The organism is Pseudomonas sp. CCI4.2, from assembly GCF_034350045.1.
Taxonomy (GTDB): domain Bacteria; phylum Pseudomonadota; class Gammaproteobacteria; order Pseudomonadales; family Pseudomonadaceae; genus Aquipseudomonas.
Map to the genome: position 1 here is coordinate 3,471,581 of NZ_CP133781.1, position 13,657 is coordinate 3,485,237.

12 protein-coding genes and 1 pseudogene are annotated in these 13,657 nt (G+C 57.2%); 8 read left to right on the forward strand and 5 right to left on the reverse strand.

Annotation, left to right across the window (positions count from 1 at the left end; all coding sequences use genetic code 11):
* Nucleotides 1-41 precede the first annotated feature (41 nt).
* Complete coding sequence (locus tag RHM65_RS15720; protein WP_322183778.1) at nt 42-1,820, forward strand: ABC transporter transmembrane domain-containing protein; 1,779 nt, start codon at nt 42-44, stop codon at nt 1,818-1,820.
* Between the two features lie 166 nt (nt 1,821-1,986).
* Here RHM65_RS15720 and RHM65_RS15725 read toward each other — a convergent pair whose 3' ends face one another.
* Nucleotides 1,987-2,271 (reverse strand): pyrimidine/purine nucleoside phosphorylase, encoded by a 285-nt coding sequence (locus RHM65_RS15725; protein WP_322165052.1) that lies wholly within the window; start codon nt 2,269-2,271, stop codon nt 1,987-1,989.
* Between the two features lie 98 nt (nt 2,272-2,369).
* Entirely contained in the window at nt 2,370-2,915 is a 546-nt protein-coding gene (locus RHM65_RS15730) for an exonuclease domain-containing protein (RefSeq protein ID WP_322165051.1), read from the reverse strand.
* Nucleotides 2,916-3,347: 432 nt separating this feature from the next.
* Between RHM65_RS15730 and RHM65_RS15735 the strand changes: the two genes are divergently transcribed.
* Nucleotides 3,348-4,169, forward strand: coding sequence for a transporter substrate-binding domain-containing protein (locus RHM65_RS15735; protein WP_322165050.1), 822 nt, complete (start codon nt 3,348-3,350; stop codon nt 4,167-4,169).
* Nucleotides 4,170-4,222: 53 nt separating this feature from the next.
* On the opposite strand, the gene RHM65_RS15740 is transcribed toward RHM65_RS15735, so the two are convergent.
* Nucleotides 4,223-4,390, reverse strand: coding sequence for a DUF2897 family protein (locus RHM65_RS15740; protein WP_322165049.1), 168 nt, complete (start codon nt 4,388-4,390; stop codon nt 4,223-4,225).
* Nucleotides 4,391-4,567: 177 nt separating this feature from the next.
* Here RHM65_RS15740 and pyrF point away from each other — a divergent pair, with 177 nt between their 5' ends.
* Nucleotides 4,568-5,266, forward strand: coding sequence for an orotidine-5'-phosphate decarboxylase (pyrF, locus tag RHM65_RS15745; RefSeq protein WP_322165048.1), 699 nt, complete (start codon nt 4,568-4,570; stop codon nt 5,264-5,266).
* Between the two features lie 92 nt (nt 5,267-5,358).
* On the opposite strand, the gene RHM65_RS15750 is transcribed toward pyrF, so the two are convergent.
* A complete protein-coding gene (locus tag RHM65_RS15750) occupies nt 5,359-6,363 on the reverse strand; it encodes an NADP-dependent oxidoreductase (protein WP_322183780.1) in 1,005 nt (334 codons plus the stop codon).
* Between the two features lie 240 nt (nt 6,364-6,603).
* Between RHM65_RS15750 and RHM65_RS15755 the strand changes: the two genes are divergently transcribed.
* Together RHM65_RS15755 and RHM65_RS15760 are read left to right on the forward strand one after the other, a co-directional pair.
* The gene (locus RHM65_RS15755; RefSeq protein WP_322165046.1) at nt 6,604-7,365 is read left to right on the forward strand and encodes an SDR family oxidoreductase; all 762 of its coding nucleotides are present in this window, start codon (nt 6,604-6,606) and stop codon (nt 7,363-7,365) included.
* Between the two features lie 196 nt (nt 7,366-7,561).
* Nucleotides 7,562-9,019, forward strand: a complete 1,458-nt coding sequence (locus RHM65_RS15760; protein WP_322165045.1) for a mechanosensitive ion channel family protein — start codon at nt 7,562-7,564, stop codon at nt 9,017-9,019.
* 48 nt (nt 9,020-9,067) lie between these two features.
* Here RHM65_RS15760 and RHM65_RS15765 read toward each other — a convergent pair whose 3' ends face one another.
* On the reverse strand, nt 9,068-10,285 hold the full coding sequence (locus tag RHM65_RS15765; RefSeq protein ID WP_322165044.1) for an alanine--glyoxylate aminotransferase family protein: 1,218 nt from the start codon (nt 10,283-10,285) through the stop codon (nt 9,068-9,070).
* Between the two features lie 179 nt (nt 10,286-10,464).
* Between RHM65_RS15765 and RHM65_RS15770 the strand changes: the two genes are divergently transcribed.
* The 3 genes and pseudogenes from RHM65_RS15770 to RHM65_RS25395 all read left to right on the forward strand — a co-directional run bounded on the left by RHM65_RS15770 (nt 10,465) and on the right by RHM65_RS25395 (nt 13,576).
* Nucleotides 10,465-11,415 (forward strand): LD-carboxypeptidase, encoded by a 951-nt coding sequence (locus RHM65_RS15770; RefSeq protein WP_322165043.1) that lies wholly within the window; start codon nt 10,465-10,467, stop codon nt 11,413-11,415.
* A gap of 1,075 nt (nt 11,416-12,490) precedes the next feature.
* A pseudogene (locus RHM65_RS25390) lies at nt 12,491-12,718 on the forward strand (HAMP domain-containing protein); the annotation flags it as partial.
* Nucleotides 12,719-12,814: 96 nt separating this feature from the next.
* Complete coding sequence (locus RHM65_RS25395) at nt 12,815-13,576, forward strand: methyl-accepting chemotaxis protein (RefSeq protein WP_416195143.1); 762 nt, start codon at nt 12,815-12,817, stop codon at nt 13,574-13,576.
* Nucleotides 13,577-13,657 lie beyond the last annotated feature (81 nt).

The window sequence follows — 13,657 nt, forward strand, 5'->3', positions numbered from 1 at the left end:
TAGGCTTTCTGGCTTAGTCTTTCCGGCAAACAGGTCTCTTCATGGTCTCAGTGTTATCCAGTCGCCAGCGCAATGCCGTTCGTCTGGCCATGCGTTACGTTGCACCGTACCGATGGCCCGCCTTGGGGGCTTTGCTGGCATTGATCGTGACCGCGGGGATCACCTTGTCCATGGGGCAGGGCATCAAAATGATGGTCGATCAGGGTTTCATGACCCAGTCCCCGGCCATGCTCAACCGTTCGATCGGGTTTTTTCTCATCTTGGTTGTCGGGCTCGCCGTGGGCACCTTTGCTCGATTTTATTTGGTGTCGTGGATTGGTGAGCGCGTGGTGGCAGACATGCGCAAACAGGTGTTCAACCATCTGATTAACTTGCATCCGGGCTTTTATGAAAATAACCGCAGTTCAGAAATTCAATCGCGGTTAACCACTGACACTACGTTGTTACAGTCAGTGATCGGCTCATCACTCTCGTTATTCCTGCGCAACTTGCTGATGGTCATCGGCGGAATTGTGTTGTTGTTTTTCACCAATCCCAAACTCACCAGTATCGTTGTCGTTGCTTTGCCGCTGGTGGTCGCGCCGATCCTGATCTTCGGCCGCCGTGTGCGCAGTCTGTCGCGCTTGAGCCAAGACCGGATTGCCGATGTCGGCAGTTATGTGGCCGAGGCGCTGGGGCAGATCAAAACTGTCCAAGCTTACAATCACCAACAGCAGGACAAAGTGCGTTTCGCCGAGACGGCGGAAGAGGCATTCGAGACGGCGCGCAAGCGTATTTTGCAGCGCTCCTGGCTGATCACGTTGGTGATCGTGTTGGTGTTGGGTGCGGTTGGGGTGATGCTGTGGGTCGGCGGGATGGACGTCATCGCCGGACATATTTCCGGTGGGGAACTGGCGGCTTTTGTGTTTTATAGCCTGATCGTGGGCAGTGCGTTTGGCACCTTGAGTGAAGTCATCGGCGAACTTCAACGTGCAGCGGGTGCTGCGGAACGCATCGCGGAGCTGCTTCAGGCAACGAGCGAAATCGAGCCGCCGACCCATGATTTGCTGCGCCTGCCGGAACGGGTCAGTGGTCAGATCACTCTGGAAGACGTCAGTTTCGCCTACCCGTCTCGCCCGGAGCGCAATGCGGTCGATGGCTTCAGCCTGACTATTCAGGCGGGCGAGACCTTGGCACTGGTCGGGCCTTCGGGCGCGGGCAAGTCAACGTTGTTCGATTTGCTGCTGCGCTTTTACGACCCGCAGCAAGGCTGTGTGCGGGTGGAAGGGTTGCCCATTACCCAGCTTGATCCGTTGGACTTGCGACGTTGTTTCGCCATGGTTTCCCAAAGCCCTGCGTTGTTTTTCGGCAGCGTCGAGGACAACATCCGCTACGGCAACCCCAACGCAACCATCGAACAGGTGCAGGCCGCCGCGCGTATCGCCCACGCGCATGAGTTCATTTTGCAAATGCCCGACGGTTATCAAACGCACTTGGGGGACGGGGGGCTTGGTTTGTCTGGCGGGCAGCGTCAACGCTTGGCAATCGCCCGAGCGTTATTGGTCGATGCGCCCATTCTGTTGCTTGACGAGGCAACCAGCGCCTTGGATGCTCAGAGCGAACACCTCATTCAGCAGGCCCTACCGAGTTTGATTAAAGGCCGCACTACGCTGGTCATCGCCCACCGCCTGGCCACCGTGCAAAACGCTGACCGCATCGCGGTGATTGATCAAGGGCGTTTGGTTGCCATTGGGACCCATCAACAATTGATTGCCAGCAACCCGTTGTATGCGCGGTTGGCGGCGTTGCAATTTAATGGGTATCAGGAAGAAGTGGTTTAAGCGCGCTTGCGTGGCTTGAGAATGCAGCGTGTCAGGAATGAAGCTTTCCCGAATGAATTCGGTCCCACGGATTCTGTCATTGCACAGGCTTCTGTAGGAGCCGCCGAAGGCTGCGATAAGGTCCGAAGGACCTTTGCCAACACGTTGGCTCCTACAGAAGGTTGGATCAGTCGCGGTATTCGCACAAGTAAGCGGTGTCTACGTCCACTATCAGTTTGAATTTGCAGTTAGCTGGCAGGTTGAACTGGGTGCCCGCTGCAAACGTTTCGAACTCATCGCTGTCCGGCAGTTTGACTTTCAATGAACCGGAGATGACGTGCATGATTTCACGCTGGCTGGTGCCAAAATCATACTTGCCTGCGGCCATTACGCCGATGGTGGCTTGGCCTTCAGCCTGGCTGAAAGCAATCGATTTGACGGTGCCGTCGAAGTACTCGTTGACTTTGAACATGGTCGATTCCTTACAAAAAGGGCTGAAAAAGGTCGTCCAGTATGCCGAACGTATAAAAGGCCGTCATCCGCTTTAAGAAAGGCGTCATCGGAAATGTTTTATCTGCCAGGAAGAATCAACGGCAGGAGCCGAGCCGTATTGCGTGCATCAATCAGCGCCCGATGTTGTTGTCCCTGAAATTGCATACCCGCCAGTTGTAACGCCCCGTTCAGGCCCAGTGGGCGCTGAAGTTGGCGGGCTTCGATGAAACGCTGCTTGAGGTTTACGTGGGGCAAGGTGCTTAGCGCGCTGACCAAGTTATGGTGCTGCCACTCTTGCTCCAGTTGCCGACGATCATATTCACCCCAACTGGCCCAGCCGGCCACACGCGCAAGGTGATGACCGAGCCAGCGCTCGAACTGCGGCCAAATAGTGGTCAAGGGCAGGGCACTGTCGATGTTGGCTTGGCTGATGTGCGTCAATTCTCGGCAGAAGTGGGTCAGTAAGGGCCGGCGCTGGGGGCGCACGAAACGCTCGAAATGATCCAGCTCGCGGCCGTTTTGGTTCACCAGGGTGACGCCGATTTCAATAATCTCCATTTCGGCCATGGGCCAGCCGCCGTCTTCCGTAGTGGCCTCCAGATCAATCACCAGCCAGTGTGGCATATCGAACTCCGGTCAAGCAGCGGTAGGGTAGGTTGAGCGTAGACACGCCCCAGCTCCCATATGTTCAATGGCGCGTGGTGGTGGGAGTGTTTGCCAATAAGCGCTTATCCGACAAGCACTGTTTTAAAGTCGGCGTGATTTATAGCGTTCCGGTTCCCCAAGCGATTGCTTGGTTGATGGCGCCGGCATAAATTGCCCGCGCCGGTAAGCTTTTTCCCGCTTTCTAACCGGCGGCTTTTCATGGACCACGACATAGTTTTGCTCAAAAGGCAGCATGACGCTGAATCAGTTGGCAGAAGAAGCGCTGATGATGGTGTCATAGGACGTCTGAATCGGCTAAATGGATGCATTGACGTCGCTTTTTTGAAAGTGTTTAACCGCTAGAAAACGGATGATTTATGTAGATAAAACTCTTGGAGGTGGGCAGTCTTGATGTCTTCGTTTGTTCGAATAGCGTTGCGAGTACCGCTGTTGGCTCTGTGTATGCTGTGGACGTTGCAAGCCAGCGCGCAGCAGTTGGTTCGGATTGGTGCTGCCCATTTCCCGCCTTACACCATCCGCCCGGAGAAAGGTGAAGACACCGGCCTGCTCCCTCAGTTGGTCGAAGCGTTGAATGCCGTACAGACAGACTTTCGGTTTGTGTTGGTACCGACCTCTATTCCCCGTCGTTTCCGGGATTTCCAGCAGGGCCGGACCGACATGGCGATTTTTGAAAACCCGAATTGGGGATGGAAAGACATACCCCATGTGAGCGTCGACATGGGGCTTGAAGACGCCGAAATTTTCGTTGCAAGGCGCGTGGACGGCCGAACCCAATCGTATTTCGATCACTTGCAGGGCAAGCGTCTGGCGCTGTTCAGCGGGTATCACTATGAATTTGCCGGTTTCAACGCTGACCCCAAATACCTGGCTGAGCATTTCGACGCGACGTTGACGTATTCCCATGATGCCAATCTGCTGATGGTTCTACGCGACCGGGCCGATATTGCCTTGGTAACGCGCTCTTACCTCAGCGATTACATGGCGCGTAACAGCGATGAGGCCAGTCAGTTATTGGTCTCTGAACGGATCGATCAGGTGTATCGGCACTTTGCCTTGTTGAGCCCCAAGGCGGGAATCACGGGGGAGCAATTCAGTGCCTTATTACAGAAAACCCGCGAAAACGGACAGATGTTCAAAATATTCCAGCCGTTGCGCATTGCGGTCTCGCCGATACCAACGCACCGCGCGGTAGCAGCAGAAGGACAGAATTAATCAGTTGATCTCAGCCTCGCCAGCTCCAACAGGACTTATGGGTACGTTCTGCGTCAACGATCCTTTGCTTCTTTGGCATCCATTTCCGCATTGCGTTGCTGGACGCGCTTGCGCTGTTCTTCAGACAGATCGACCTTGGTGGCTGTGTCGCGCAACATTAACAAACCGCCAACGACCGAGCCGATTGCGACTACTAGAATTAACCACGCATACCACGGCATAAGAACTCTCCTTGTGTTGTTGTGTTTTTAGAGCAATTTGCACTGCCACTGGTTCAATTCTAGGCGTCCATTACCCAACATGGTAATGAGTAACCATCTGGCAGATTGCGGAGTGCCGCTGTTCAGCCAGTTCGGCTACAATGCCGCGCCGATTTCGACTTGCCCGAGAGCCCACTCATGTCCGCCTGCCAGACTCCTATCATCGTCGCCCTGGATTTCCCCACCCGCGATGCCGCGTTGAAACTGGCGGATCAGTTGGACCCTAAATTGTGCCGGGTCAAAGTGGGCAAAGAGCTGTTCACCAGTTGCGCTTCGGACATCGTAGAGACCCTGCGCAACAAGGGCTTCGAGGTATTTCTGGACTTGAAATTCCACGACATCCCCAACACCACGGCCATGGCGGTCAAGGCCGCCGCGGAGATGGGCGTGTGGATGGTCAACGTGCATTGCTCGGGCGGCGTGCGCATGATGGCGGCGTGCCGTGAAGTGCTGGACCAGCGCAGCGGGCCGAAACCCTTGCTGATCGGCGTCACCGTACTGACCAGCATGGCGCGTGAAGATTTGGCCGATATCGGCCTGGACGTCGAACCGCAGGTTCAAGTGCTGCGTCTGGCAGCCTTGGCGCAACGGGCCGGTCTGGATGGTCTGGTGTGTTCCGCGCTGGAAGCTCAGGCGTTGAAGGCCGCCCATCCGTCACTGCAACTGGTGACCCCAGGCATTCGCCCTGCGGGCAGCGCGGAGGATGACCAGCGCCGCATCCTGACCCCGCGCCAAGCACTCGACGCGGGCTCCGACTACCTCGTCATCGGTCGCCCCATCAGCCTGGCAGCCGATCCAGCCAGCGCGCTGACTGAGATCGTCGCCAGCTTGGTGTAAATACCCTTGTAAGAGCCAACGTGTTGGCGAGGCGGCCTGGCCGACCGCATCAAGCGTTCGCCAACACGTTGGCTCCTACAGATTTCACCCGATCAAACCTTCAGCACCAACTTGCCGAAGTTCTCCCCTTTGAACAGCTTCAGCAAGGTTTCGGGGAAAGTCTCTAGGCCATCAACGATGTGCTCTTTGCTTTTCAGTTGACCCGACGCCAGCCATCCCGCCATTTCGTGTCCGGCGGCGGCGAATTGCGCGGCGTAGTCCATGACCACGAAGCCTTCCATGCGCGCACGGTTGACCAGCAGCGACAGGTAGTTTGCCGGTCCTTTTACCGCTTCCTTGTTGTTGTACTGGCTGATAGCGCCGCAAATAATCACGCGTGCCTTGGGTGCCAGCCGTGATAACACGGCATCGAGGATGTCGCCGCCAACGTTATCGAAATACACGTCAACGCCTTTTGGGCATTCGCGTTTCAAACCGGCGACCACGTCTTCACTTTTGTAGTCGATAACCCCGTCGAAGCCTAACTCGTCAATCAACGACTGGCATTTTTCTGCGCCGCCGGCGATGCCGATAACCTTGCAACCCTTGATTTTGGCGATTTGTCCGGCAACGCTCCCTACCGCGCCTGCTGCCCCTGAGATCACCACGGTTTCGCCGCTTTTTGGCGCGCCGACCTCGAGCAGAGCAAAATAAGCAGTCATACCGGTCATGCCCAGTGCTGACAAATAGCGTGGCAGCGGTGCCAGTTTGGGGTCGATCTTGTAGAAACCTTTGGGCTCCCCAAGAAAGTAATCTTGTACCCCCAGTGCGCCTTGGACGTAATCGCCAACGGTAAATGCCGGGTTCTCCGAGGCGAGCACTTTGCCCACTCCCAGCGCGCGCATCACGTCGCCGAGGTTGACCGGTGCGATGTAGGATTTACCTTCATTCATCCAGCCGCGCATGGCGGGGTCCAACGACAGGTACTCATTTTTGACCAAAACCTGACCGGAAGCCACGTTGCCGACAGGGACTTGTTGGTAGGTGAAATCTTCCCGTGTCGCCGCGCCGCTTGGGCGTTTCGCAAGCAGGAATTGACGATTGATCTGATCAGTCATTGCAGGTGCTCTTTTTGTAGTGGGAAGTTGGATAAGCAGCTTACGTGATAGTCGTTGGCTGGGGTTCCAGCAAGGTTTGTCCGTCTGGCGAATGCGCGTCGATCCAGCGCGGTGATGAAGCTACCCAGTGTTTAATCACGTGGACGCATAAGTCTATAACCGGGCGGGTAATAGTGCTGACGCCAGACATTGGCCACTGGCTAGACTGCCTCATTCGCCCACCGCTAGAGGACACCTACAATGACAATGACTTTTTCCGGCCAAGTGGCTCTGGTCACTGGGGCCGCCGCAGGCATTGGCCGCGCTACCGCGTTGGCGTTTGCTGCCGAGGGCCTGAAAGTGGTCGTGGCGGACCTGGACACCGAGGGCGCCCAAGGCACCGTCGAGTTGATTCATGCGGCGGGCGGCGAAGCGCTGTTCGTGCGCTGCAACGTGACGCAAGAAGCTGATGTGAAAAACATGATGGAGCAGGCAATCAGTGCCTACGGTCGGGTCGATTATGCGTTCAACAACGCCGGTATCGAGATCGAAAAAGGCCGTCTGCCTGAGGGCAGCGAAGCTGAATTCGACGCAATCATGGGCGTTAACGTAAAAGGCGTGTGGCTGTGCATGAAGTATCAGTTACCGCTGATGCTGGCTCAGGGCGGCGGAGCAATTGTTAATACCGCGTCGGTGGCGGGCTTGGGTGCCGCGCCAAAAATGAGCATTTACAGCGCCTCGAAGCACGCGGTAATCGGCCTGACGAAATCGGCCGCAATTGAGTTCGCAAAAAAGAAAATACGGGTCAATGCGGTGTGTCCGGCAGTGATCGATACCGACATGTATCGCCGTGCCCATGAAGCTGATCCGAAAAAAGCCGAGTTTGTGGCAGTCATGCACCCCATCGGACGCATCGGCACGGTCAACGAAATCGCCAGCGCGGTGCTTTACCTGTGCAGCGACGGCGCCAGCTTCACAACGGGTCATGCATTGGCCGTGGACGGCGGGGTGACTGCGATTTGATGCGGTAGGCAGTGACCCCTTCCCAGGCACGCCTGCTCCCACAGCTCCATGCCCGCCTGATATCCAGTGTGGGATGGAGATCCTGTGAGTCGGCTTGCCGACGAAGGCAACGCTCCGGCCGCGCCACCTCGCCCGCTCTGGACTGTGATCGGCTAAGCTCGCTGCTTGTGGCTGCCGATGTGTCTGGAGTGTGTCGATGGATTCCTTGTGGTTCGCTTATCCGCTGGCGAGCGCTTCGCTGTTTTTAGTGATCGATATGATTGTTTGGCAGTGGGTCGATCCTCGTTTTATGCGCCGCAAGATGGTGGTGCGGCTGGTGCTTTTTCTGTTGTTCAGTGTCGCTCTCTTGAACGGTGGTCTGAGTCCGTTATTTCCGGTCCCTGATGGCTTCACCCCGGCTCGCCATACCGTGGCGACCTTGCTGGCGATCACGTGGTGGCTGTTCGGCGCGCGAGCCTTGACCTCGTTGGCGGTGGTGGTGTTGGAGCCGCGTATCGGCGGCAAAGGGCATCTGCTTCAGGATTTGATGGGCGCCATCATTTTTCTGGTTGCGACCGTTGCGGCGGCGGCTTACGTGCTGGATTTGCCGGTCAAAGGCCTGCTCGCCACGTCCGGCGCGGTGGCAATCATTCTGGGTCTGGCCGTTCAGAGTACGTTGGGCGATGTGTTCTCCGGCATTGTCCTCAACGCCACCAAACCGTTCCGCGTTGACGACGTGATCAGTGTCGATGACGTCGAAGGCAAGGTCATCGAAATTGACTGGCGCTCGACCTATTTGCTGACGTCCGCAGGCAGCATGGTGGTCATTCCTAACGCCATGGCGGCCAAGATGCGCATCGTCAACCTCAGCCGCCCAGGTCATTTTTATTCGGTGGTGCTGACCATTGAGCTGCCGGTACGCTTGCGCCCGAGTCTGGTGCTGGATTCTCTGGAAAAAGCCCTGCAAGGCTGTCGGGAGCTGCTGGCCAAGCCTAAAGGCGGTGCGGTGGTCAAGATATCTAGCCTGCGTAGCGTGGAATATGAGATCACGGGCTATGTTAAATCCAGGGATCGCCGCGATGCAGTGCGAAATCAGCTGTATGACTTGATCTACCGTCAGCTGAATGCCTCGGAAACCATTCGCCAAAACTGGAAACAGCCGCAGCCTGCAACCCGTCAGTTGGCTGCACTCAACAGCGTCAGCGCACTGCGCGGGCTCAGCGATGAAGACCGCGCCGAGCTTGAGCAGCACATGCGTCTGAGTTCGTTTCCGGCAGGGGCAATCATTCTTCCTCAAGGCGCAGTGCCCGAGTCGCTGCTGATCATTGAATCAGGGGTGGTATCGGTCGACATCGAACGTACCGAAGTCTGGTGCGAGCTGGGCCGTATGGGGCCGGGGGAGGTGATGGGCGAAAGCGGGATTATCGACCAGTCGGCATCGGCGGTGCGTTTTACCGCGCGAACTGATTGTTTGGTCTATCTCATTGACGCGAAAGACCTGGAACCTTGGCTGGATCAACACCCCGAGCTACGGGGCGCATTGGTCGGCCTGGCGCGTTTGCGCGCGCAAGCCAGAGCGGCGATGTTGCAGCAGTACAAGCCGGTTGAAATTGCACCGGGCGGCTTCTTGCACTGGTTGCGCAAAAACGTGAACCGAACCCAACCTCCGCGCTAACGACCGTTTGGTCTGACCCGCCGCTCTGGGGCTGGTCAGACCGTCGTTTCAGTTGGCAGCCGCTGCCGTCAGGCTGTCGCGAGATAAGTAGCGTTCCAGCTCGGAAATACCGGTGGGCAGGTCCAGTGAGGCTCCGGCGTGGCGCATGCTTGAGCCCAGGGCGTGCAGGGTCCGAAACAGGTTATGCACTCGGCTTTGCTCACCCATCTGGCCGATACGCACGATGTTCAAGCCAAACGAGCCGGAAATTTCGACCCGGTGAACCGCCGTCATGTGGTCTCTGACGACATCCGCAGAAACCCCGTCTGGCACTTTGATGCCGATCACTGAATTGAGGCGTACTTCTTCGGGCACCAACAATTCGAGCCCCATCGCTTCCATGCCGGCTTGCAGTGCTTTGGAACAAAGCTCATGGCGGCGGAAACGGCGCGGCAGGGTTTCTTCGCACACCAGATGCAGCGCTTCGTGCAGCGCCAGAATCCCGGAAACCGGAGCAGTGTAGTGGTACGAGCGCTTGTTCCAGAATTTATCAGCCAAGATTGCGTCCAGGCACCAATGAGCGATGGGTTGCTTACGCGCTTCGATGCGCTCCCATGCGTAATCGGAAAACGCCAGCAGCGAGACGCCGGGAATAGACGACAAGCCTTTTTGACCACCGGTGATTACTGCATCGACTTGCCATTCGTCCATGTCGAACGGCATCGTGCTCAGCGTACACACTGCATCGACAATCACCGCGCAATCGTAGGAATGCGCCAGCCGGGAGATGGTTTCCAGCTCGCGGTTATAAACCGTGTTTGAGGTTTCACCCTGAACGATGGTCAGCGTGCGGAAATCGCCCTGTTTCAGGTACTGCTCAACAATTTCAGGATTGGCCGCCTGGTTGTCCGGCACTTCCAACACGGTGACTACGCCGCCGACGCGGGTGGACATCTCGGCCATGCGTCGGCTGAAGTAGCCATTGGTGATCGACAGCACCTTGCTGCCCGGGGTGACCAAATTACAAATCGCCATCTCCATCGCTGCCGAGCCCGGTCCAGCTACGCCCAATACGTGCTTGGACGCCGTTTGGAACACGTAGGCGCCCATGTCTTTGACCTGATCAACGACCTGGTTCATGACGTCGCCCAGGTGATTGATGACGATCGAGTTGGCGTACGCGACTTTGTGCGGCAGCGGCACAGGTCCCGCACCCATCATCAGTAGGGGTTCCTGAGGCAGAATTTGGTCAAGCGCAATGATAGAAGACGGGATTTTAATGTTCATGACGTTCTTTATTGAGCGAAAAAATAGGGGCGCTACTCAGTCAGCGGAGCGCTGTTTCAGACGTGGCTGAGCATACTCCAACTGAGCCTTGCGTTCATGCCGCGCATGGCGTGGGAGCGGAACAGCCGGGCGATTTTGTGGTTAACTGCCTCATCGAAATCTGGGGGCAGTGATAAATCATGGATTTTCATCACACTCGACTACGCACCGATCAACCGACACTTCACCCACAACGGCTACAGGTCGGAGACGCCGTTGCACTGGTTTCGCCCGCTGGGCCTGTGCCTCAGGCCCGAGTGGAAGCGGCAGTCAAGGTGCTGACCAGTTGGGGGCTGCAGCCACGCGTTTACCCGCATGCGCTGGACAAGTATTCGTTTTACGCGGGCAGCGATGAGCAGCGTGCGACAGACCTTAACGACGCCTTGGCTGATCCCGAGATTCGCGCGGTGATCTGTAACCGTGGCGGTTATGGCGTGCAGCGCATTATCGAACATTTGGATTTCGACGCTGTTCGGCGTGATCCGAAGCTGGTGCTGGGTTTTTCCGACATCACCGCGCTGCATGCGGCCCTGTGGCGCAACGCACGCCTGGCGACGATTCATGGTCCGGTGGGGGCTCAGCTCGAACGGGGCGGTCTGACCAATAGCAGCGTCAAACACACGCTGATGACCGCCGAGCCGACGCTGATCAAGGCCGATCCGACAGAGGCCACAGTGGGCGTTCGCCGCCAAGGTATCGTCAATGGCCTTTTGCTGGGCGGCAATTTGAGCCTGCTGAGCACATCGGTGGGTACGCCGTTCATGCCCGATTTGAACGGCGCGATCCTGCTGATTGAAGACGTGGGTGAATCAGCCTACCGGGTTGATCGATTGCTCACGCATCTGCGCAATTGCGGCATCCTGCAACGGGTGGCGGGTATCGCGGTGGGGCAGTTCAGCGAACCACTGGGCGTATCGGGTCAAGTCACCTTGGTGGATGTGCTCCGCGAGCGATTGTGTGATCTTGGCGTTCCGGTACTGGGCGGGTTGTCCATCGGCCATGGCGATCCGAACATCGCGGTGCCGCTGGGAACCTACGCTACGCTCGATGCCGATACGGGTACCTTGTGGGTGGCGCCCGCCTGCTATTAAGCGTCTCTGCACAGACGTTCACGGTTTGGCCGACACCCAGCATTCTAAAAACGACGGACGGCTAGCTTTTTGCCATTATTCCGGCGCCAGAGGCTTGTGCTAGGGCGGTCCCGTTGAGAATCTGCACATGCATAGAATGGCTTGATCAATAGCCTGAGCACCTTTGACATTCAAATGGGAATTGAGCGCTATGATTTCGGCCGTGCAAGCACGATTTGCCAACCTCGGAATGGCCAAGAAGCTGGGAATTGGTTTTACGCTGGTCCTGTTGTTGACCGCCGTGGTCGCGGCTATCGGAGTTTGGTCGCTGCAGACCATCGACGTGCGTTTCGATGGCCTCAAGCAGATGTCCACGCTCAATAGCGGGCTGCTCAAGGTGCGTTTGCAAGAACAGGATTACGCCCTGCACGGCGACCCGAAAGTGGTCGAAAGCCTTCACGCCGGCATCGACGCCCTGCAAGCCTTGGCCGAGCAACTCAAAGGCCAATCGACTGCCAATCAGGCCATGATGGGTCAGGTACAAATTGGGCTCACGGCGTACCGCAAATCCTTTGATCAATTCGTCAGCATCAGTCAGAGCAAAGACCTGGCACTGGAAATGGCCAGTTGGTCGGTGTCCAGCGTAGCCAACAACCTCGATGTGCTGCAAAGCGGATTGGCGGATGACGGCGCCTATGCGCTGAAAGAGTCACAAGGCAAGGACGGTGCTCAATTCCTCGATCAGGCCAGTCAGGTCAGCCAGGTTTCGCGGTTAATGCTTCAAGCCATGGACGAGGCCCGTGTGCGCCTTGATCAAAGCCGCAAGCAAGGCTCAGGAGAACCGCCTAAAGAAGGCAAGATCGAACAGGCAGACCAGGCCTTGGCCTTGGCCGAACAGCTGAAAACCGTGGTCAAGGACTCGGGTTATCTGACCGTCCTTACAGAATGCGGCACACATATCGCGAACTTCACTGAAAAATTGAACGAGTACACCGGTCTGCTTGCCAACGAAGCACAAGTCAACGTGCAGCTCGCCGACAATGCCAAGCAGGTCGTACAGCGGGTTAATGAGGCCTATGCGGCTCAAGACCTAGCGATGCAGGCGCAACTTAAAACCAACTCCATTCAGATCATTGGCTCGTCGGGGCTGGCGATTTTGGTAGGCCTGATTGCGGCGTGGATCATTACGCGATTGATCGTAGCGCCGTTGCGCAGCGTGATTCGTGCCGCACAGCAAATTGCTTCAGGCGATCTGAGCGCGACGGTCGCGGTGAGTCGTCGTGATGAGATTGGTCAACTGATGCTCGCCATGCAGCAGATGGGCGCGAGTTTGAGCGGCATTGTCAGTGGTTTGCAGGCGGGAATTGAGCAATTGGCAACGTCTGCCCATTCACTGTCGGCAGTGACCGAGCAAACCAACATGGAGGTCAATAGCCAGCGCGAAGAGACCGAGCAGGTTGCCACGGCCATGAACCAGATGACCGCCACCGTGCACGATGTGGCGCGCAACGCCGAAGAGGCCGCGCTCGCCGCGCAAACCGCGGACGACAAGGTCGAAAGTGGCCAGAAGGTGGTTCGTCAAAGCATGCAGCGGATCGAGGCGTTGGCCACTTCTTCTACCTCCGCCAGTCAAAGCATCGAGAACCTCAGCGCGGAGATCCATAACATCGGCAAGGTGCTAGGGGTGATTAAAAGCGTGGCCGAGCAGACTAATTTGTTGGCGCTTAACGCTGCCATCGAAGCCGCCCGTGCCGGTGAACAGGGACGCGGTTTCGCCGTGGTCGCTGACGAGGTGCGCGCGCTGGCCAAGCGCACCCAACAATCCACCGAAGAAATCGAACGCTTGGTTGTCAGCTTGCAAAGCGGTGCGCAATCTTCCGTTGCGCAGATTCAGAGCAGCGGTGAATTGGTGAAGATGGCCGTCAGCGACGCACTGCAAACCGAAAGCGCACTGGGCAGCATCGCCGCAGCGGTGTCGTTGATACAGCAGATGAACCAGCAAATCGCCGCAGCAGCCGAGCAGCAAAGCTCAGTCGCCGAAGAGATCAATCGCAGCGTCACCAGCATTCGCGCCAGCGCTGACCAGTCGGCCATGGCCATGCAAGGCAACGCAGCTTCCAGTATTGAACTCGCGCAGTTGGGTGCCGAGCTTAAGGGGATGGTGGGGCATTTCCGGCTTTGATGGTCTATGCACTGTAGGAGGGTCCGCCACGTCTTCGACGCCGCGCTGTCGCGCAGCAAACTGGGTGGCACTTTGTGTGGT

Bases quoted from the DNA above. Each gene is read 5' to 3' on its own strand.
- RHM65_RS15720 (WP_322183778.1), top strand. From the start codon at position 42: ATGGTCTCAGTGTTATCCAGTCGCCAGCGCAATGCCGTTCGTCTGGCC.
- RHM65_RS15725 (WP_322165052.1), bottom strand. From the start codon at position 2,271: ATGTTCAAAGTCAACGAGTACTTCGACGGCACCGTCAAATCGATTGCT.
- RHM65_RS15730 (WP_322165051.1), bottom strand. From the start codon at position 2,915: ATGCCACACTGGCTGGTGATTGATCTGGAGGCCACTACGGAAGACGGC.
- RHM65_RS15735 (WP_322165050.1), top strand. From the start codon at position 3,348: ATGTCTTCGTTTGTTCGAATAGCGTTGCGAGTACCGCTGTTGGCTCTG.
- RHM65_RS15740 (WP_322165049.1), bottom strand. From the start codon at position 4,390: ATGCCGTGGTATGCGTGGTTAATTCTAGTAGTCGCAATCGGCTCGGTC.
- pyrF (WP_322165048.1), top strand. From the start codon at position 4,568: ATGTCCGCCTGCCAGACTCCTATCATCGTCGCCCTGGATTTCCCCACC.
- RHM65_RS15750 (WP_322183780.1), bottom strand. From the start codon at position 6,363: ATGACTGATCAGATCAATCGTCAATTCCTGCTTGCGAAACGCCCAAGC.
- RHM65_RS15755 (WP_322165046.1), top strand. From the start codon at position 6,604: ATGACAATGACTTTTTCCGGCCAAGTGGCTCTGGTCACTGGGGCCGCC.
- RHM65_RS15760 (WP_322165045.1), top strand. From the start codon at position 7,562: ATGGATTCCTTGTGGTTCGCTTATCCGCTGGCGAGCGCTTCGCTGTTT.
- RHM65_RS15765 (WP_322165044.1), bottom strand. From the start codon at position 10,285: ATGAACATTAAAATCCCGTCTTCTATCATTGCGCTTGACCAAATTCTG.
- RHM65_RS15770 (WP_322165043.1), top strand. From the start codon at position 10,465: ATGGATTTTCATCACACTCGACTACGCACCGATCAACCGACACTTCAC.
- RHM65_RS25395 (WP_416195143.1), top strand. From the start codon at position 12,815: ATGGAGGTCAATAGCCAGCGCGAAGAGACCGAGCAGGTTGCCACGGCC.